The 20,229-nt window shown below is 56.5% G+C and carries 17 protein-coding genes and 1 tRNA gene; 11 read left to right on the plus strand and 7 right to left on the minus strand.

What is annotated here, in order from left to right; all coding sequences use genetic code 11:
- The first annotated feature begins 10 nt into the window (after positions 1 to 10).
- From RBB62_RS12290 to RBB62_RS12315, 6 genes are all read left to right on the plus strand, one after another.
- Positions 11 to 439: a hypothetical protein gene (locus RBB62_RS12290; protein ID WP_309399181.1), complete on the plus strand. Its 429-nt coding sequence runs from the start codon at positions 11 to 13 to the stop codon at positions 437 to 439.
- Positions 440 to 463: 24 nt separating this feature from the next.
- Positions 464 to 1,828, plus strand: coding sequence for a GH1 family beta-glucosidase (locus tag RBB62_RS12295; protein ID WP_309399182.1), 1,365 nt, complete (start codon positions 464 to 466; stop codon positions 1,826 to 1,828).
- Between the two features lie 243 nt (positions 1,829 to 2,071).
- The gene (locus RBB62_RS12300; protein ID WP_309399183.1) at positions 2,072 to 3,760 is read left to right on the plus strand and encodes a hypothetical protein; all 1,689 of its coding nucleotides are present in this window, start codon (positions 2,072 to 2,074) and stop codon (positions 3,758 to 3,760) included.
- A 74-nt stretch (positions 3,761 to 3,834) separates the two neighbouring features.
- A complete protein-coding gene (locus RBB62_RS12305) occupies positions 3,835 to 5,064 on the plus strand; it encodes a beta-galactosidase (protein ID WP_309399184.1) in 1,230 nt (409 codons plus the stop codon).
- 86 nt (positions 5,065 to 5,150) lie between these two features.
- On the plus strand, positions 5,151 to 6,473 hold the full coding sequence (locus tag RBB62_RS12310; protein ID WP_309399185.1) for a Gfo/Idh/MocA family oxidoreductase: 1,323 nt from the start codon (positions 5,151 to 5,153) through the stop codon (positions 6,471 to 6,473).
- Between the two features lie 64 nt (positions 6,474 to 6,537).
- Positions 6,538 to 7,842 carry an amino acid permease gene (locus RBB62_RS12315; protein WP_309399187.1) on the plus strand — a complete coding sequence of 435 codons (1,305 nt, stop codon included), beginning with the start codon at positions 6,538 to 6,540 and terminating at the stop codon, positions 7,840 to 7,842.
- Here the strand turns inward: RBB62_RS12315 and RBB62_RS12320 are convergent.
- The 6 genes from RBB62_RS12320 to RBB62_RS12345 all read right to left on the minus strand — a co-directional run bounded on the left by RBB62_RS12320 (position 7,839) and on the right by RBB62_RS12345 (position 14,416).
- Complete coding sequence (locus RBB62_RS12320) at positions 7,839 to 8,786, minus strand: glycosyltransferase family 2 protein (RefSeq protein WP_309399188.1); 948 nt, start codon at positions 8,784 to 8,786, stop codon at positions 7,839 to 7,841. The genes RBB62_RS12315 and RBB62_RS12320 overlap by 4 nt on opposite strands.
- Before the next feature lie 22 nt (positions 8,787 to 8,808).
- A complete protein-coding gene (locus RBB62_RS12325) occupies positions 8,809 to 9,747 on the minus strand; it encodes an AEC family transporter (RefSeq protein WP_309399189.1) in 939 nt (312 codons plus the stop codon).
- Positions 9,748 to 9,824: 77 nt separating this feature from the next.
- Positions 9,825 to 10,535: a peroxiredoxin-like family protein gene (locus RBB62_RS12330; RefSeq protein ID WP_309399190.1), complete on the minus strand. Its 711-nt coding sequence runs from the start codon at positions 10,533 to 10,535 to the stop codon at positions 9,825 to 9,827.
- 127 nt (positions 10,536 to 10,662) lie between these two features.
- Positions 10,663 to 11,820: a glycerate kinase gene (locus tag RBB62_RS12335; RefSeq protein WP_309399191.1), complete on the minus strand. Its 1,158-nt coding sequence runs from the start codon at positions 11,818 to 11,820 to the stop codon at positions 10,663 to 10,665.
- A 62-nt stretch (positions 11,821 to 11,882) separates the two neighbouring features.
- Positions 11,883 to 12,956 (minus strand): response regulator, encoded by a 1,074-nt coding sequence (locus RBB62_RS12340; RefSeq protein ID WP_309399192.1) that lies wholly within the window; start codon positions 12,954 to 12,956, stop codon positions 11,883 to 11,885.
- An 89-nt stretch (positions 12,957 to 13,045) separates the two neighbouring features.
- Positions 13,046 to 14,416 carry an MFS transporter gene (locus RBB62_RS12345; protein ID WP_309399194.1) on the minus strand — a complete coding sequence of 457 codons (1,371 nt, stop codon included), beginning with the start codon at positions 14,414 to 14,416 and terminating at the stop codon, positions 13,046 to 13,048.
- A 163-nt stretch (positions 14,417 to 14,579) separates the two neighbouring features.
- On the opposite strand from RBB62_RS12345, the gene RBB62_RS12350 reads away from it, so the two are divergent.
- Positions 14,580 to 15,065 carry a hypothetical protein gene (locus RBB62_RS12350; RefSeq protein WP_309399195.1) on the plus strand — a complete coding sequence of 162 codons (486 nt, stop codon included), beginning with the start codon at positions 14,580 to 14,582 and terminating at the stop codon, positions 15,063 to 15,065.
- Between the two features lie 9 nt (positions 15,066 to 15,074).
- On the opposite strand, the gene RBB62_RS12355 is transcribed toward RBB62_RS12350, so the two are convergent.
- Positions 15,075 to 16,811 (minus strand): hypothetical protein, encoded by a 1,737-nt coding sequence (locus RBB62_RS12355; RefSeq protein ID WP_309399196.1) that lies wholly within the window; start codon positions 16,809 to 16,811, stop codon positions 15,075 to 15,077.
- 41 nt (positions 16,812 to 16,852) lie between these two features.
- On the opposite strand from RBB62_RS12355, the gene RBB62_RS12360 reads away from it, so the two are divergent.
- From RBB62_RS12360 to RBB62_RS12375, 4 genes are all read left to right on the plus strand, one after another.
- Positions 16,853 to 17,296, plus strand: coding sequence for a hypothetical protein (locus RBB62_RS12360; protein ID WP_309399197.1), 444 nt, complete (start codon positions 16,853 to 16,855; stop codon positions 17,294 to 17,296).
- Between the two features lie 416 nt (positions 17,297 to 17,712).
- Positions 17,713 to 18,801 (plus strand): DNA replication/repair protein RecF, encoded by a 1,089-nt coding sequence (gene recF / locus RBB62_RS12365; protein ID WP_309399198.1) that lies wholly within the window; start codon positions 17,713 to 17,715, stop codon positions 18,799 to 18,801.
- Positions 18,802 to 18,821: 20 nt separating this feature from the next.
- Entirely contained in the window at positions 18,822 to 19,559 is a 738-nt protein-coding gene (locus RBB62_RS12370) for a sulfite exporter TauE/SafE family protein (RefSeq protein WP_309399199.1), read from the plus strand.
- A 225-nt stretch (positions 19,560 to 19,784) separates the two neighbouring features.
- Positions 19,785 to 19,858 (plus strand) — tRNA-Gln (locus RBB62_RS12375).
- Positions 19,859 to 20,229 lie beyond the last annotated feature (371 nt).

The raw sequence follows: 20,229 nt of genomic DNA on the forward strand, positions 1-20,229 counted from the left end.
AATCCGCTGAATGGTTGTTCCGGATTCCAGTTGCGAGCCGATCGATGACTGGCGCAATGAACTGCGAAGTCTTGGTGACTTCGAGGGCGTTGTATCACATTGGCCGGGCTCGGAACCGGTTCTGTTTATGACACTCATCTTACGCGGTTGCAGTCAATTGGATGCTTTGCGTATCGGCATCGATTTTTGGTCGATATGCGACAGGATGAGTTGCCACTATTCAGTGGAAAAATTGAAAGTCCGAGTAGCTTTAGCCAAGAAGAATAGTGAGGGCGCGTTAACTGTGGACGACTTTGATGAGCGAATATGCGAGCTCTATGGTGTTCCTGGTGGTCAACCAGGTGGCCACATTGCATGGAATCGAATGCGTTCAAAGCTTTGGATCAAAGATGGAGCATTTTATGGCGAACCTCACTGGCTAAAAGACAAGAATAACTGACATACCAAATACTTTATCAGCATCATGAGTAACGAAAATTTCATCTGGGGCGTCGCAACGGCCGCCCACCAAATCGAAGGCGCCTGGCTCGAAGACGGCAAGGGACTCAACACGTGGGACGTTTTTGCCCACACCCCCGGTAAGATCAAAAATAACGACACTGCCGCCGTCGCCTGTGACCACTATCACCGCTATGAGGAGGACATCGAACTGATGGCCCAGCTCGGCGTGAAAGGTTACCGCTTTTCCATCGCGTGGTCCCGCATCCTCCCCCAGGGCAAGGGCGAGGTCAACCAGGCCGGCATCGATTTCTACAACCGCCTGATTGACGGCCTGCTCGCCAAAGGCATCACGCCGTTCATCACGCTTTACCACTGGGACCTCCCCGCCACGCTGCAGTTTGAGGACGATGGCTGGCTGAGCTACTCGACTGCCGAATACTTCGCCGAGTACGCCGACGTCTGCTTCAAGGCTTTTGGCGACCGCGTGAAGCATTGGATGACCTTTAATGAAAACTGGTGCTCCGCCGTTCTCGGCCACGGCATTGGCTGCTTTGCGCCGGGCCGCGTGTCGCGCACCGAGCCTTACATCGCCGCACACAACTTGTGCCTCGCGCACGGCCTCGCCGTGCAGAAGTTCCGCCAGGGCGACTACGGCGTTGTGGGCATCGCCAACAACTGCGATTTCCGCGAACCCCTCACCGATAAGCCCGAAGACAAGGCCGCCGCTCAAGAAGCGTTGGAGTTCTTCTACGGCTGGTTGACGGACCCCGTCGTCTTCGGCGAATACCCGGCCATCATGCGTGAGCGGGTAGGGGACCGCCTGCCGGAGTTTACCCCCGAGCAAAAGGAAATGCTCAAGGGCTCGTGCGACTTCCTCGGCCTTAACCACTACACCACGCACTACGCCTCCCGCGAAAAGCCGGAAGCCAATGTGATCGGTGGCGACGAAGGCAACGGCGGCATCGACGAAGACCAGCAGGTTTTCCTCAGCAAGGACCCCGAGTGGGCGCCGACCAGCATGGGTTGGTTCGTCGTGCCGTGGGGCATTCGCAAGATGCTCAACTGGGTCAGTGATCGCTATAAGGGCCTGCCAATTTACGTCACTGAAAACGGTTGCTCGGTCAACGACAACGACCCGTCCACCGCCAAGCACGACGGCTTCCGCGCGGACTTCGTGCGTGGCTACACCGCTGCGGTCAAGCAAGCCCGCGACGAAGACGGCGTCGATGTGCGCGGCTACTTCTGCTGGTCGTTGATCGACAACTTCGAGTGGACTCGCGGCTACGACATGCGCTTCGGCCTGATCTTCTGCAACTTCGAGACGCAGGAGCGCATCCCCAAGGATTCCTACTACGCCTACCAGGAAGTCATCAAGGCAGACGCCTAACCTTTTCAGCGCTGGTCCCCCCCCCGGTGGGATCAGCGCTTTACCACTCCACAATTTTTTTCAACTACAGATAGCGCAGATAAGCGCAGATGTAGTTACCAAAAAATTGTCCTTAATCCGCTCATCTCATTCGCGTTTATTCGCGAAATTCTTAGTTAAATAAGATTTGCCTCTTCGATATCTGCGTTCATCTGCGCCATTTGTAGTTTTAAAAATATCCCTGCCTCTCCGTCCCCCCCCGCCATGCTACGCTCCCAACAATACGCCAACATCGCTGACCGCCTTGCCCTAACTTGTAATGCCAGTATCGGCGATAACGGCCTTCAGCACAGTGACCCCGCCGTGCACGGCCTACTGAGTGATGGTAATGTCTTTTACTGTGTGGGAGAGATGAGCCGCGTGCGCGGGTCCCCCCCCCACGAGATCGTCGGCCGTAATTACGTTTCTATCCTGCGGGCGATGATTGGGCGCCGGGAAGATATCGATACGCTCACTGGTTGCTTCATGGCTATGGGGCTTGCTATGCTCGGGCGTGATGGCCCGAGGCATCCCGTGCTCACCCAGCTTTCCAATTACGAACGAGCGAAGGTAAAAGAGCTGCTCGATGTGACGCGGGCTTTTCCCCACAATTGGGAAGTCTTCAACGCGAGCATGCGCATGGCGCGCACGGTCCTGTGGGGCGACGACCCGGAGTTGATTTTGCCGCACATCGAAAAGCTCGTCCGCAAGTATGAGGAGTCCGGCTATTTCGACGACTCGCTTGAGAGTGGAGACTACAACAACTACGGGCTGATGACGATTAACTTCGCGCTGCGGCTCTCGGAGTTCCTCCCCCCCCAGCACGATGTCCGCACGCAAATCGAATCGCTTTTCCGCCCGCATGCGCTGCGCTACGTGGAGTTGCTCAAGCTCTTCATTGGCTCCCACGGCGAGGGCTGGCTCTTTGGCCGCAGCGCCGGTGTGCTCGGGCAGTTGCAATGCCTTTCATTCTTGGAACAGGTGCTGACCAAAGGTTGGCTCCCCCCCGCCGACGCCGCCTGGGCGCGCACCGCCTGCCGCGCAGTGCTGCAATACATGGAGGATGTTTTCTGGGACGACGAAGCGCAGTGGTTTTCCTTCCGCGACGCTCACCGGCAGTGTTATCACTACCGCTTTACGCTGCCGATGACGTGGGACCTCTGGCGTTACTTCCTCCAACTGGAGCACTATGCCAAGCTCGACGAAGCGCAGGCACCGGACTCTCCCCCCGTCCCCCTGAGTGAGCCCGTCTGCCGCGAGGTCATCACCAACACCGAGCGCCACACCACCTTCCTCGTCTGGAGCGATGGCGAGGTGAAATGGCAAATGCCGATCATGGGCGGGCCCACGATTATGTGCGGCGACAATCTGCCGCGGCCCTACCTCCCCGGGCTCTTTGAATGGACCACCGGCACGACGTTCGCGCCCGCGCTTTGCCCGGAGTTTACGGTTGGTGGCAAAAAGGGTTGGCCCGCTTGGTGGCCGACGTCCACCAAGCTCGAAACAGATGGCGACAACTGGCGCTATGTCGTCGACTACCCCACACTTTGTGATGATCACGGCCGCGCGCTCGATTGGCCGATGTCGATCACGGTGGAGTATCGTTTCGGCTCGGGCTTCTTCGAGCGCATCGACCGCATCCACGTCTGCGAAAGCATGCAGCTCGACGCCGCACGCATCGAGGTTTTACAGGGCGCGCCGCACCCGAAGTCGCGCAATTACCCGATGGTCTATGCGCTGAACTCTGCGTTGCAAAGTAACCTGCCCGGCGTCTCCTTGAGCGAAGTGGATGTCTCCGCCGATCCGCTTTACCGCAACTATTTTTCCCATGCCGAGAAGAGCACGATGCTCACCGGCGAGGGCATCGCACTCCTCCCCGGCGAATACGAAATCCACACGTCGTTGCGCTGGTGATGACAGATCACGGGCGGTGACGCGTTCTTTGAAACCAAATGAAACTTTTTTAATGCTCCGGTTTTCAATGGGGCATGTGTTTCCTGCTGCCGAATAGTCTTCGCCACATCGTTTGCGTGTGGCTTTTGCTGTTTACGCTTGGCGCTCATGCCGTCGATAAACCCTACGGGATATTCTCCAGCGCTGGTGCGGCGAATGATCAGATTTACGAGAACCCACAACTGCGCGGTGTGCTGATCCGTGTGACCTGGGCGCAGCTTGAGCCAACGCCTGGCAACTACGATTTTAGCGCCTTGGATTTGCAAGTCGCCAAGGTCGAGTCTTACGGCAAGCAGTGGTCGCTGGCATCGCCTGCAGGCGGCGTGGGAACGCCTGATTGGTTGATGGACGAGCTCGGCGCGGACTACATTGACTACAGCTTCCGGGGCGTTCCGGGCTACCGGCTGCCGCTGATCTGGGACCCCGTGGTGCAAGCGCGGCTTAAGCAACTGGCGGAGGCACTGGCCGAGCGTTACAACGATTCGGAATCGCTCAAGCTGGTTTACGTTTCGCAGATGACGAGCAATGGCTTGGAAGGTCATTTGCAGGGCGTCAACATGACGACGATGTCGAACGCGGGCTACTCCGATGAAAAGTGGGTCGAGGCCAGCATCGCCAATGCGCGGAATTTTGCTTTGGCCTTCACGAACAAGGCCTTGGCTTTCGAAGTGCATGACATTAACGGCAGTCACGAGCCACCAATGGAAATTCTCGATGCTTTGTGGAGCGACCCCGAGCTGGAGCAGCGTGTTGGCGCGGCCGTCTGGTGGGTGTCGGGCAAGGATTCTTACCAAGCGGATTTGCTGGCGGCGCTCGCGGATTACCCGGGCGATATTTATGGTCAGGTGATCGGCAATTCCGGGCAGCCAGAGCGCTTTTCGAATGAGGATTACTTGTCCGCTTTGGCCCAAACCAAGGCGCTGGGCATGCGATATCTGGAGCCGTGGGATTACGAATTTCGCTACTCGATGCTGAGCGCAAACGGCGCTTGGGATGAAGACTTTGCCCGCTACAATGCCTGGTCGGAGGCGGTTTTTGTTTCAGAGCGTCCAGCATTGAATGTAACGATCCAGGACGGTGAGATTCTCTTGGCTTGGAATGCTCGGGAGGGGCTGCGCTACCGGGTGGATCGTTCGCTTAACTTATCGTCCTGGGATGAAGTTGCGCAGCTAACCCCTGAGTTAGATGGCGCGCAGCAAGTGATACTAGACGGATTGGCGACAGCGGAAAATAGGCAGTTCTATCGTGTGGTGTTGATCGATTAGGTTCGCCTTTCGCTTTGAGCGAAAATGACAAGTGAATGATCGTGTGGGTTATTCTGTTCTTTGACCAAATTTGTTAGGATAGGGGCATGCCAAAGAAATCCCCCGCTAAGAAAACACCCTCCAAAAAACGCTACGTTATCGTCGGAACCGGCGGACGTTCCTTCATGTATGCAGACGCCTTATTGCGCACCTACAAGCGCACCAGCACCCTGTGTGCTATCTGCGACTTGAATGCCCAGCGCATGGCCTTCCACAATAAGCGCTACGTGGAAGAGTGGGACTGTAAGCCCGTTAAAACCTACGACTCCGCGGATTTCGATCAGATGATCGCGAAGGAAAATCCGGACATCGTCATTGTCACCACGATGGATCGCACGCACCACGATTACATCATCCGCGCCATGAGACTGGGTTGCGATGTAATCACTGAGAAGCCCATGACGACCGACGCCGACAAGTGTCAGGCCATCGTTGACGCCGCCAAGCGCACGGGCCGGAAAGTTCGCGTGACCTTCAACTACCGCTACTCGCCCTCGCGCAGCAAAGTGAAGGAGTTGCTTAAGTCTGGTGTGATCGGTGATGTCAAGTCAGTGCATTTTGAATGGCTGCTCGATACCCGTCATGGCGCGGATTACTTCCGCCGCTGGCACCGCGATAAGCGCAACTCGGGCGGCTTGATGGTCCACAAAGCGACGCACCACTTTGACCTCGTGAACTGGTGGCTCGGCAGTGAGCCGAAGGTGGTTTTCGGTCTAGGCCAGCTTGGCTTTTACGGTCGCGCCAACGGCGAAAAATACGGCAACTACCGCCCTTACTATCGCGCCAGTGGTTCGGAAGCAGCGAAGGATGATCCTTTTGCTCAGACGATGGATGACGTGGCTAACTTGAAGGGGCTGTATCTGGACGCAGAGCACCTCGATGGTTACATCCGCGACCAGAATGTCTTCGGCGACGGCATCAGCATTGAGGACACGATGAACGTCAACGTGCTTTACCAAAGCGGCGCGCAGATGTCCTACTCGTTGACGGCTTACTCGCCCTGGGAAGGGTATCGCGTGGCGTTCAATGGCACTAAGGGACGTATCGAACTCGACGAGCTGGAGAACTCCTACATCAGTGCTGGTGATAGCCATATCTCCGACGGTTGCACCCACAGCACACGCCTCATGGTGATGCCGCATTGGGAGAAGCCCTATAACGTAGATTTCGTAGTAGGTGAGGGCGGCCACGGCGGTGGCGACGTCAACATGTTGGCTGATCTCTTTGCGCCGAAGAAGGCGAAGGATCCGCTTGGTCGCGCCGCCGGGTTCCGCGATGGCGCGATGTCGATCATGACCGGCATTGCCGCGAACCAGTCGTTTGCAACTGGCCAAGCCGTTCAGGTGAAGGATTTGATCCAGCTTCACTAGGCAAGCTGTCTTGCTATGTGCTTGCGAGTGGCGCAGTCGGATGACACTTTGACAGCGCTACTGCATGCACGTTTTAGGAAATAAAAAGTTGGGCCTGTTCATGGCCACGATGCTGGTGACCGTTAACATGGTGGGCACCGGCATTTTCGTGCTGCCAGTCACGATGGCCAGTGTGGGTAGCATCTCGATCTGGGGCTGGCTGGTGGCCGCGATTGGCGCGGGTTCGCTGGGCCTGATGTTTGCCTACCTCGGCGCGACTGATCCGCAGCCGGGCGGGCCGTATGCCTATGCGCGGTCGACCTTCGGTCCCTACCTTGGCTTTCAAACGAACTACGTTTATTGGACCGCCAATCTCGTGGGTAACATCGCTGTGGCGACGACCGTTACCAGCTATTTCACGGAGTTCATTCCAGCTCTGAAATCACAGTGGGTGGGCGCGGGTTTCACGGTGTGCATCATCTGGGTGGCGACGGTGTGCAACATCATTGGCCCGCGTTTTGTAGGCATAGTGACGGGGTGGAGTACGGCGCTGGCGATTATCCCGCTGACCTGTGTTGCGGTGTTTGGCTGGTTCTGGTTCGACGCCGATACTTTCCTCGCTGGTTGGAATCCGCACGATAAAACGCCGATACAGGCGCTGGCGACGAGCGCGACTTTTGCGCTGTGGGCGTTCATTGGCATTGAAAGCGCGTCGGTTGCTTCGGGCGTCATTGAGAACCCGAAGCGCAATGTGCCGCTAGCGACGCTGCTCGGGCTCGTCATCGCGACGCTGCTTTACGTGAGCACCTGCACGGTGCTGATGGGGATCATTCCGGCGGAAGAGCTTGCCAAGAGCGACGCGCCATTCAGTGTGGCGGTGCATCAAGCCGTGGGCGCGATCGGCGCAACCATCATTGGCGTCGCGGCGATTTTAAAAGCGAGTGGTTCGCTGATCGGGTGGACGCTAACCATTGCGCAAAGCGCGGAGTCGGCTGCGCGCGATGGTATTTTCCCCGGTGTATATGGACGCGCGAATGAACGCGGCGTGCCGGTGTGGAACTTTGTTATTTCGGCAATCCTGATGAGCTTCATCGTGGTGTTCACGGCTTCGCCATCGTTGACGGAGCAGTTCAACAAGATCATCGACACCGCGATCATTTTAACGCTGCTGCCCTATCTGTATTCGGCGGTGTCATTCGTCGTGAATTACCGTGCGCGCGACTTGAAGGGTTGGCGGAAAATCGGTGCCTGGGCGGTGACGCTGCTCGCGATGGCGTATTGCTTGTTTGCGCTGATTGGTTCGCAGAACGAGCTGGTGCACGATGCGATGTTTCTGCTGTTCCTCAGTGTGCCGATCTACTTGGCGTTCTTGCCGAAAAAGAAAATTTAGGTGGCGAGTTTCGCAGCTTTCAGCAATGCTTGCGGTGCGAAAGTGAGCAAGTAGGCCACGATGTATTTTGGCTTCGTCTGGAGCTGGATAGCGGCGCGGAATAAATCACGGGCATCGGCCCGCTTGGAGAAGTAGAGGCGGTCCTTGCCCGCATGGAATTTTGCATTCGCGAGCTCGCCTTGGAGGTGGGCCTGGTAGTCCGGGAATGAATTCAATTCCAGAAGCGTTGCGTAGATATAGACCTTGTTATCGAATTTATCGATGCTGCGGCGCCCGGTTTCCATTTGCCCATGAATACGGTAGCGGGTGAGGCGTTCGGGGGTGAAATAAAAATTTTGGCCAGTGGCGGCGAGGAGGCACGACAGCCAGAAGTCATAGGCACCGACGATTTCATTGGTAAAGCGGCTCCAGTTGATTGCGTTTTTGCGAAAAGCCGAGGCCATCGCGAGCGGGACGCCGTTGTGCATCAGCACGAATTCGGATGGATTCGGCACCGCGCCTTTGGCCAAATAATCGCGATGGTATATGCGCGGGTTCTCCTCCGAATAGGCTTCGTCGATGTCGCCTTCGCCGTCGATTATCCAATGCTCGCAGAAACTCAGCACGACTGAGTTATCGGCTTCCATCGGCGGGATTACATGGGCCAGGAACTCCGGCTCCCAGGCGTCGTCATCGTTCAGGATGGCAATATATTTGCCCGAGGCGCGCTTCACCGCTTCGCGAATACTGCTGACGATGCCAACATTCGTTGGATTGGGCAGGTAAATGATTGCGCCACTGGCAATGTGCGGCGCGCAGATTTCACGCGCGGCTTCCGTCCCGGAGTCATCGACGACGATGATTTCCTTATCGCAGAACGTTTGGGCGAGCGCGCTTTGCAAGGCTTCCGGTAGGTAGTCCACCCGTTTGTAAACCGTCAATACGACTGTGACCAATGCGCTCATGTTGCCTTAACGGTGTAGCGGATTAGTTCCAGCCGTTCCAGCTGATTCCGAGCTGAATCCAGAGTGGGATGGTGATCAAGCTGAGCAGACAGGTGGGGATTACGGTGCGCAGGGCGATGTCGGTGCGGCCGCCGTAAACGCTGGTCAGCACGACGGGAAATACGCCACAGGGCATCACCGCGTGGACGAGCGCTGCCTCGCGCAGCGGTAGGGATGCGGGGATAAAAAGATAGGCTGCCACGAGGATGAGCGGCATGATGCCGAGCCGCGTGATGCAGGCGCCGAGTGCGACTGTTGGCCGCGTGAAAATGGGTTCGCGGGAAATGAGATCCCACATCGTTGCGCCAATCATCATCAGGCCGATTGGGATGGCGCAGCGGCCGAAGAGGTCCAGGGATTCACTGGCGAACTTTGGGATGAATGGTGTGAGGCCCAGCAGGTTGACGATCACCGCGAGCAGGATGGCCATCAGCGGCGGCGAGATGATGCGCTTGAGACTGCTGCGGTTGAATTCACCACTGACGATCAGCACGCCCACGCTCCACATGGCGAGCTCGACGCCGACGCTGATTACGAGCAGCACGCCGGTGGTTTCCAGGCCGAAGAGCGGTTGGCAAACGGGAATCGCGAAGTAGCCGTAGTTGTAGATGCCGCCGGTGAAGCTGAAGGCGCGGCGCTCGGCGTTGTCCTTCATCCCGAAGAGCGGCGCGATGGCGTAAAACACCGCGTAGCCGACCATTACGAAGATGAAGCCGGTCAGCACCGCGCTGACGATAAGCCCATCACTGCGGAGCGACTCATTCCGCGAAACAACGGAAAACAGAAAGGCCGGGTAGAGGATATTGACGACGAGCTTGAGCAGCGTTTTCTCGCCGGCGTTGGTGATCCACTCGAGTTTACGGGCAAGCCCTCCGGCGCCCATGATGATGAACACGGGGACAATCGCGAAAAACATGTCCATAAAATCGAGCAAGCCACTCACCCTGTGCAGGGACGAGTGGCTGTCGAAATAATTTTGCGAACTGGTTCGCGTCGAGGCTAGCTAGCAGGCGTGCTTTCGCCGCTGTTAAGCGACTGAACGGCCTTCAATATATCGGCAGGCTCGGCGCGTTTCTTGTAGTCGGGATCAACGAAGTCCCAAGCGATCGTGCCGTCTTGTTCAATCACATAGGCGACGGTGAGCGGGAGCTCCTTGGTATCACTGCCGTTGTATTCCGAGAGCTTGAGGCGGCCTTCGAGGATGTCGTAAGTGTCGTCGTCGAGGCTGTAAACGATGCCGTATTCCTTGGCGACAGCGTTGCCATTGTCACTGAGAACGACGAATTCCAGCTCGTTCTTTTCGGCAGTGGAAAGCGAGTTATCCGGGGTCTCCGGGCTGATCGCCACGAGCTGGGCTCCGGCTTCCTTGAGCTGTGGCAAAATGCCCTGCATCGCATGAAGCTGCAGGTTGCAATAGGGGCACCAACCGCCGCGATACCATACGACCACAACAGGGCCCTCCTTGAGCAGCTCAGACAACGCAACCTGCTCGCCATTGGCGTTGGGCAAGGTGAAGTCCGGGGCTTGGTCGCCTGTTTTCTTGGCGCTGGCGGTGACGCCGGATTCCGCGACATGTTCAATGCCGGCCTTAAACGTTTTCTTCAGGGGCTCAGGCGCAGTCGCGGCAAAGTTCTCGGCGCGGGCGTCGAGGTCTTTTTGCAGGCTCGGGACGGCAGCGGTTTTCTCGCCGGCCGAGCAGCAAGACGGCATTGCAAAGGCTTGGCCGCCGAAATACACGAGGCCGATAGCGGCCGCTGCGATGAGTTTAAAACTTAGGCAAGGAGAACACGTTTTTAACATGCCTATCTAGTCGGCGGCTGTCCGGAAACCTTGCGTATTATTTGGAAAAAACTTCGAAGACCTTTTTCGCGAGGAGTTTCTTGCCATCGGCAATGGAGCGCTCACGTGTGTAGTTGGATGGCGCGAGCACGTTGCCAGTAGCCTTGTCGGGCAACTTGATGCCGCTTTCGATGATGCCGGCCATGACCTTGGCGGGCTTCCCTTGGCGGGCAGTTTCCTTGAGAATGGAGCCCGGGCCTTTGCCCTGTAGCGAGGAGGAGTCGAAGCGGCCTTCGCCGGTCACTATGAGGTCCGCCTCGGAAATCTTTTTCTTCAAATCCAGCCAAGCCTCCACGAGGTCAAAACCGGGTACGAGCTGTGCATCGCAGGCCACGCTGAGGCCAAAGGTAATGCCGCCTGCGGCGCCAGCGCCGGGTTGCATCATTTCGGTGCGCTCTTTGCCGAAGAAGCCGCAGAGCTGCTTAGCCATCTCGCCAAAGCTTTTCTCGTAGGTCGCCATATCGGTCGGCATGAGCCCCTTTTGCGGACCGTAAACCGAGACTGCGCCATTGGGCCCGAGGAGTGGGTTTTGCACGTCGCAGGCAATGTAAATTGGGGGGATATGTGGCCAGATTTCGCCGCGGAGGCGGGATACATTACGCCAGTCGCGCGGAACGACGTGGTCCATGCTGTCCATTTTTTCGTCGAGCAGTTCCAGGCCAATGGCTTCCAGTGCGCCGAGCCCTAGATCGATCGTGGCGCTGCCGCCTACGCCAAGGATGATGGCGCTGGCACCAACGTCGGCGGCTTCGGCTATGAGTTGGCCGGTGCCAAATGAGGTGGCGATCCACGGATCACGCGCGCCTTCGGGAATGGCTTCGAGCCCGCTGGCTTGAGCCATTTCGATGATGGCGATCTTGCCGAAAGAGGGGAGCCCGAGCATCTTTTTAACGGCGGCCGGGACTTTTTTCGCGTCCACGTAACCCATTTCGGCTCGTAATGGCTCGAGCTGTGGGCCGATGATTGGTTTGGAAACGATTTCTCCATAGAGCGCCCGGGTGAGAATCTGGCAAAAGCCTTCGCCGCCGTCAGCCAGCGGGGCTACGGTGACTTCCCAGCTGGGACGCGCCTTTAGCAAGGCCTCTTGCGCGATGGCGCAGGCCTCAAAGGCGTTCATGGAATCTTTAAATTTATCGAAAGCGAACAGAATGTGCATAGTCAGGCTCCGTTTCGGGGGGATTAAACGGGCATATAATCAAGCAAGTTGAGAGGCATAGGTCATTCATCCTCTTTATCACCAAAAAGGATGGTTTCGCTCTGGGCCAGAAATTGTTCGCGCGCTTTGATGAGCTTTTCGGTCTTGGCGAGGGACTTCTCGCGGGCCACAAGCTCGTCTTCCTTCTCCTTGATTGCCGCGCGCATGTTCTCGAGTTCGCTGAGCTCTTCGGCAGAGAGGCCTTCGCCGCCGCCACCACCGGAGCCACCACCTTGTTTCTCCAGATCTTCGCGCATCTGCTCGAGCTCGGTCTCGATCTCTTGCAGGCGCTGGCCTTTCTCGAAGAGGCTTTCCTCGGATTCCTGCAGGAAGAGCTCGCGTTCCTGAATGCTGGTTTCCATGGTCTGGAGTTCGGTTTCCTTCATCTCCAGCTCTTCCTTGAGGCGCTGAAGCTCGGCCTGGGCCTCGGCGGAGAGACCACCGCCGCCTTGCTCCTTCTCGGCACTTTTGAGGGCTGCCATGCGCTCTTTCATGACGTTTTCCATCGTCTTCATGGCGCCTTCCTTCAGCTCAAGCTCAGTAAGCTTTTGCTTCAAAGTCTTGTCCTGCTGCTTGCGGTCGGCGAGCTCGGTACGGACCATTTCCAGCTCGGCCTCGAGTTGTTCATTGTGCACCTTGGCGTCTTCGTAAGATTCCAACTCCGCACGCAAACGCTCCATTTCGTCGACCAGCTCCGGGTTGGCGCCATCGGCCGTGGCGGTTTGCAAACGTTGCTGCCGCTCTTGAATGCCCTTCTGCACAACCTCAATCAATTCGTCTTCGTCGTAGGGCTTCTCGATGTAGTCATAAGCGCCGAGTCGCAGGGCCTTGAGCACGAAGTCGCGGGATTCGGCGGCAGTCATCATCACGACGACGACGCGCTCATCCATCTTTTTGAGTTCGGAAAACAGCTCGAGGCCGGACATGCCGGGCATCTCAATATCGGTCAGCACCAGGTCGATTGTGTTGTTGCAGAAGACTTTTACGGCTTCTTCACCGGAGAGGGCATGCAGCAAGTCAATGCCGGTCTCTTCAAAGACCAAATCTAGCATTTCATGTACGCCTTCAATATCGTCAACTATCAGTACCTGTGCCATTGCAGTAATTTCGTAAATGTCACCATATGAAAACCTTCCCGTCGACGGCAAGCGTTATGATGAATCCTTTATCACTGATTTCCCCTATGCTATTTACGTCTTTTAATGATGGGAGCAACGAAATTGGCATTTGCCAGAAAGTTAAGGCCCTGCAATTGCAGCATTTGGCGGACGGTCCGCATCGTCCCCAGTATGGAGCCTTCGCCGAATGTTTCCGGTTCTTTGACGCGGCGCAGGAGCAGGAGGCCCAGCAAAAGCGCGGTGGGCCCGGCTGCAAAGCCCACTCGGTAAACTGAAATTGCATCCCAGCCCAGGTTGCCGCTGATTTCCAACACCTGCCCGGCAATGACGGGCGCAATGGCCGCTGCAAGCGACGTGATTGCCATATTGGCGCTGATGGCGGCCGTGCGACCTTTTTCGGGCATGACTTTGAAAATCAGGTTGAAGAGGCCCAGCAGGTAGGCATTGCCGACGATGCCGCCCCAGATCCACATGGGATACAAGACCCAGGTCAAGTTGGGCGTGAGGATGCACCACAGGAAATTTTGCACCTGCCAGACAAACATCGACAGGATCATCACCGGGATGCAGCCGTGTTTGTCGATCACCTTGCCCCACAGGGGGAGGGTGAGGGCACCGGAGAGCGTGGCCAGGATGTTGATCAGCGCAAATTGCCAGGGCGCGACTTGCAGGTGTTCATAGACAAAGCGCGGGATGAACGGCCCCGTCAGGCTCATCCAGAATCCACACCAGGCGCCAAATAACACCACAAGCAAGAACATCTTGTGCTTGCGCAGGCCGATCAGGTCTTTGACCCACCCAGCGGTGACCAGTGAGCCACTCGCCTCGGGCGGGCTGACGATCAGGTGTTGGTAAAGCAGGGAGAAAAAACGGCAGAGCAGGGCCACGATGATCAGTGACTGATACGCCCAGATGGAGTCCGAAAACCAGTTGAGCGCGCCCATCGCAATCAGCAGAAAGCCCACCGTCACGATGCTGATCAGGCGGTTGCGGTTGCCAAAGTAGCTGCCGCGGATCTTGGTTGGCGTCCACTGCTGGACCCACGCTGTCCAACCGACACTGGCTAGCGACTGGCTGAGCGCCGCCAGCATAAAGAAAATCAGGAAAACCTGACCGGCGGCTTTTGCGTCGTCCGGTGGCAAAAAGCCGAGCACCGCGCAGAGCATGGCCCAGAGCCCGAGGTTCATCCAGGAGAGCGTCAGGGCCAGGTCCCGCGCGTTGAGGAACTTGGCCACGACGGGCGTCAGGACAATCTGTAGGGCGTTGCTCCAGGCTGGTAGCGAGGCGATCACGCCGTATATGACGGGCGAGACATCAAAATAGAGCGTCAGCAGAGCGGACATGATGAATCCCGCCGGTAGACACAGCAGTATCCAGGGGGTAGCCAGCAATCCTTCGAGAACGCCCAGGCGCAAGTTGCGTTGCTCCGTGGTTTCCATGTTTCCAGCCGTTTAACATTTTGACAAATTCGTCAAGACTCATGGCGCTGGAACCGTAATAAAAGTGCAGCGGGTAATGACCTTAATTAAGGGAAATCTACGGCGGGGGTGGAGAACGCTGTCGGAAGTTATATATCAAACTATAACCCAAAGCTTGTTCCTTATGATGAAAAATATGATGCTCCTGGCCGCATTGTGCGGACTGCTTTTCAGCGGGCTGGTATCCACTGCCCTGGCCGATGACGGAATCAACCCCAACACCGTTACGAACCAAAAACTTCAGACCATTCGCATCCCTCAGCTTAAGTTTAAGGACGCCCCCTTGTCTCAGGTGCTAGACTACATTCAGCAGGAATCTTTTAAGGAAGACCCCGGGCCAGTCGTGACGGGCATTGAGTTCATCTACATGCCGCCCAAGGGCGAGGAGCCGACGGTGAAGCTCTCCCTGCGGAACATCAAGGTCGGCATGGCCCTGGAGATCATTTGCCAGAAAACCGGCATGCAATGGGACTTCGACAAGGGCCTCATCGTGGTGAAAAAGGCGCAGAACCCCAGCGGCGAATCTGCCTCTAGCCAGCCCATGAAAACGGAGATCTTCGACTTCAACCGTGACATGGTCAACCGCGCGAAGTATAGCCAGCAGAAGTAACCCCCCGAGCTATTTCACTCGTAATTCCGTTTGGGGTATATCAGCGGTCATTACGCTGGATTTGACAGCATTGCTTTGAGCCTGTTCACTTGGGAGGTAGAGGCTTTCGATGCTGGTAGAATCATCGTCGAACTTCATATCCAGTTGCACAGAACCTAGGCTTGAAGCCCAATTCAGTTCGGCCATGATTCCGTTGTCATAACTGAATTTTACCCCTGCTAGTCGGTCTTCCTCGATTTGCCTTGGGGTCCAGTTTAGCCAACCGCTCCTGAAACTAGAAGTCACTAGTTTTACTGCGACAGAGCCGCCGTCGAGCTCGGCTTTCACTGCGAGGCGTTTGAGCTCTGGAATTTCATAGCGCTGAATCAATCGCAGTATCTTCTCATGGTTGGCAGACGTTTGTCTGACGACCAGTTGTGTGCCGTCGTAGACAAGGCTCGCTTGCTCAGAGAAATCGATGTCCTCACGCTCAAGTCGTTCGCGAAGTTCAAGATCGTAGTCGATATCCAGAGATTTGGAAGGGGGGGGCGCGGCAAATGGATCACTCGGAGCATTCGTATACGGGTCCAGAGTCGTGTGGACCATTTCAATGTCGAGCAACTCAAGGATTGTGCGACGGCTGATCGGATAAAACTTTAGTGTGTACAATTCGTCTGTTTCCTTTAGGAGGGGTGCCAGCTCGACCGTTGAGAAGTAGCGTTGTTTTATCTGTTTTCCGTTAACGGTATGCTCGAACGACGCCAGTTCGAACTCGGAGCCTGAAAATTGCTCCGTGTCCGACCTCAGCATTAATGTGTCGCCGCTTGGACTCCTGAATCCAGCTTCGACTTTAAAGGGGATACGTGCATTGTCCATTGCGCTGGGGGTTACCTCAATTTCAGCAGCCTGTATTGATTCGGTATCAAAATCGAGTGTTTGAGGCATATAGCTGTGAAAGAAGCACGTTCGGTCGTTGAGGCCATGAATTGAGATTATGACGTCGCCGTAGTCGGTTTGTTGTCGCAGGGTGGTCGCCACACTTTTGGGTGTGTCATAGCGCCTCAGAGCATTTTGAAGAACTTTCATGTCTTTCCGTGGCAGACGAATCGCGACGAAGCCACTGCACTCGACGATTGCACTTCCAGGATGATCGAAATTGACCCCAGCACTGGTGAACCAGTTCTTTAAATTCTCTGTGGTTTCACTTTCCTTTGCGCGGGATGGCAAAGCATCCAGGCTGCTGAATTGTTTCTTGGCCTCTTGGTGGTATCGCTGCTCAGGTGGTGGCGACTCTTGGAGTAGCGCTCGTATCTGCCAGAGTAGCCGGATTTGCTTATCACCAATCGGCCATTTAGTGCTGCCAAGCTTGGTCAAAACTCCGGGTTGCAGGGAGAGTTCAGTTCTAATGCTTCCCCACTCTTTGGTGTGTAGATCGACTTTGGTCTGAATATAGTCATCAACTATGGTGACTGCGGAATTTTCGTTTAGCTTTATGGATTGGGGAAATGCAGCCAACTGACTTTCGGGCGTTGGCTCATATAGCGGTTCGCGAGAGAGTGTTAGTTTGTTTGATGATGTAGATCCGCTTCTGAGTTCGACTGCTTCGGTAGAGTGGCGAATGTGTTCAAGGAGTTGATCTTCCTGATAGATTTCGGCAGTCAGGAAATAGTAGAGCTTGAGGCGAACAGGTTCTGTGTTGGCCGCAAGGGCCTTTCCCCCGATGCACAGCACCAGCAAATAAAACAATAGGTAGGGCAGTTTAGGCATGCGATTGACTGTAGGAGGTTATATTTACTTCTATATTGCTTATGGCGCGTTTCTGCTCGGTTCAGTCTTTAATATTCGTGGCGATACTTTGGGTGTGGGCGTTGCCGAGCCATGCCGTCGAGCCGAATGATCAACTCACGCTGGCCAAGCTGGATGCAATCAACTTGCCCGAGCTTTCGATGCCCAATGAGCCTCTCAAGTCGGTCCTTGAGCAACTGACAGCGAAGGCTAAGCAGGCTGACCCTAATCCAACTCTGCCCGCCATCGATATCGTTATTGCTGAGCCTGCGCTGCGAACCATGAAGGTGACTTTGAAATCGCCTGGTGGAACCTTGGCTAAAGCGCTGAACATGCTTTGTCAGCATGAGGGATTGCTTTGGAAAGTCCAAGACGGACGCATCATGATTTTCGATCAGCTAAAGTCGAAAGCAGAGCGCGAGGATGATATGCTGATTGAGGTCATTCCGCTTAGGATGTGTTTCTAAACCGAGGTTGTGTTAGCTTTGATTTTGGCGCGGTTCTGAGTAAGGTGGTATGGATTATCGTTCCCTCGGACGCATGCGCGTGACTCGCGCACGGAGATTATGTGTCGCCATACTATCGGGGGGACTTTGGCCCACACCAGCATCGTTGGTAGCGTCGAACCCCAGGCTTTGTTGTTGTGAACCTAGCCGTGTGTCGGATCAATGCGCGTGGGGTTCTTGCCCCTTACGTCCGCGGACGTAAGGGTGCTACGTCCATGAACGTAACTAGTCTACGTCCCGGGACGTAACTGAGCTACGCCCGTGGGCGTAAGGACCAACACGCGGGCGTATGGCGCCGCAACGCAGGCGTGGGTTTACGGCAACAACCGCCTAGACTCAGCTTGCATTACGGGCGGGTCTTGTCACGTTGATGCGTGATGCGATTGCTTCGCTTACACGCAGAGAACTTCCGAAACATCTCATTGGCCGCCGTGCCGCTGGGGGCGGACAGCGTGTTCCTGCTTGGCCCGAACGGGCAGGGAAAAAGCAATCTGCTGGAAGCCGCGGGCTTGGTGACAGCGGCGCGGTCGTTTCGGACGACCGAGACGCGCCCGCTCATTCGGCAGAACCAACAGCAGGGCCGCGTTTACTTTAAGACCGACCACGAGCAGCGAGGGGAAACGGAGATCACGCTCACGCTGGCCAGCGGTGCGAAGCAGATCGAAGTGGACGGTGAGAAAATGCCGCGACTGGCGGACTTCATTGGGCAATTCCCGAGCGTGGTTTTCTCTGCGGAAGACATCCAGCTCTTGCGTGGTTCGCCGGGGCTGCGCCGCCGGGCTCTGGACCTGACCCTCGCCGCCACGGACCGCGACTACTTCACTGCGCTCTCGCGCTACACGCGCGCTTTGCGGGACCGGAATAAGCTGCTAAAAGACGAGGCACCAGCGTCGTCGCGGCGCCCCTTTGAGCGGCTGCTAGCCGAAGAAGCGGTCAAACTGATCGCCAAGCGCGCGGCAGGCGTGGAGCAGCTTTCGGCGTCGCTGGTCGAGTGTTACTCGGAACTTTGCGGCGTCGATGAGTCGCCCGCTTTGCAATACAAAGCGGACACCTCGGCCGACAGCACAGAAGCCTTCCTCAAGCTCTTGGAGCAAAACACGCGTCGTGACGAAGCGATGGGCTCGACGCAAAAAGGGCCGCATCGCGACGACCTCTCTTTTAAATTGAAGGGTAGGGCGGCGCGCGACTTTGCGTCCGATGGCCAGCAACGCGGCTTGGTGGTGGCGCTGCGCTTGGCGCAGCTAAGGTATTTTCAGACGCGGACAGGACTCGCGCCCGTGGTGCTGGCTGACGATGTATTGGGCGAGCTCGACCCCGTGCGACGCGCTGGCTTTTGGCGCGCAGTGGGGCCAGACTTGCAGGTCATCGCGACCGGCACTGAGCCGCCCGAGGGCGATGCGCGCGACTGGAAAATTATCCACGTAAAAGAGGGCACGTTCAGCGAGGCCTGGGAGGTGGCGGAATAATGGAATTTCTGGGATTAAGTGTGGACCAGTGGTTATTCGCGGCGCTGGGCGCGGCGTTGATCGGACTCGCCAAGGGCGGGCTGCCCGGCGCGGGTAACGTGAGTATCTGGATCTTTGCCGAAGTCTTTGGTGCCAAGGAATCCGTGGGCTACCTGCTGCCGGTGTTGATTTGTGGCGACACCATCGCGATCATTATCTACCGGCGCAATGCGGACTGGGGGCACGTCTGGCGGCTGTTCCCACCGATGGCGATTGGCGTGGTGGCCGGCTGGTTGTTATTTGATGTGATACCGGGCGCGGAGTTCCGCATCGTGATGGGCTTTCTGCTGCTGATCATGACGGCGCTGCATTTCGGCCGCAAGTGGATGATCCGCAAGCAGGCCGAAGGCGAAGACAAAGTCCCGCATGCGAAGTGGTTCATTTGGAGCACCGGTGTGGGCGGTGGTTTGGCGACGATGCTCGCGAACGCAGCTGGCCCGGTGGCGGCGTTTTACCTGATGGCCGTGAAGCTGCCGAAGTTTGCCTTTATTGGGACGTCGGCTTGGCTGTTTTTCATGATCAATCTTTTCAAGCTGCCGTTTCAGGCGCAGCTCGGCACGGTGAATGTGACTTCGATTCGCGTGAGCCTGATATTAGGCGCGATAGCGGCGCTGGCCTGCATGGTTGCGCCGAAGATCGTGAAATACATTCCGCAAAAGCAATTCGAGTGGCTCGTGTGGGGTGTGATCGTCTTTGCGGGGGTGCGATTAATTTATTAAGAGGGCGACTAAAAACTCAAGTGGTCTTCGCCGGAGAGCGTCTTCGAGGTCAAAAGATCATTTCTTCATCTCGACGAAACTGGTTTCGCCTCGATTCAGAAGCCGAAATTCTGCCTCTCGAATACATCTCGCCGACTTGATCAGACTTTTTAGACGCCCTCTAAAAAAATCTTTCGATCAATGCTTGACGAGCATGTCTTCGGATGTAGTTTACAGCGCTTACGTAGGCCCATGGTGTAATGGTAGCACAGAGGTTTTTGGTACCTTTAGTTGGGGTTCGAGTCCCTGTGGGCCTGCCACCAAAGCGTAGCTTTGGAAACGAGATGCTGGCGCATCTCATGCTGAGAGGCAACCGCCGTCCAGTGAAGGGACGAGAAGCCCCAAGGGGTTTGACGAAGCGAGCTTCTGCGAGCGAAGAGGGGGCGATGTAGCGTAGCGCAATCGGTCCGTAGGACTTGCGTAGCAACCCAGTCCCTGTGGGCCTGCCACCAAAGCAAAGCTTTGGAAACGAGATGCTGGTGCATCTCATGCGGTGAGGCAACCGCCGTCCGGTGAAGGGACGAGAAACCCTAAGGGGTTTGACGTAGCGAGCCTCTGCGAGCGAAGAGGGGGCGATGTAGCGTAGCGCAATCGGTCCGTAGGACTTGCGTAGCAACCCAGTCCCTGTGGG

Source organism: Cerasicoccus maritimus (assembly GCA_031296935.1).
Lineage (GTDB): Bacteria > Verrucomicrobiota > Verrucomicrobiia > Opitutales > Cerasicoccaceae > Cerasicoccus > Cerasicoccus maritimus.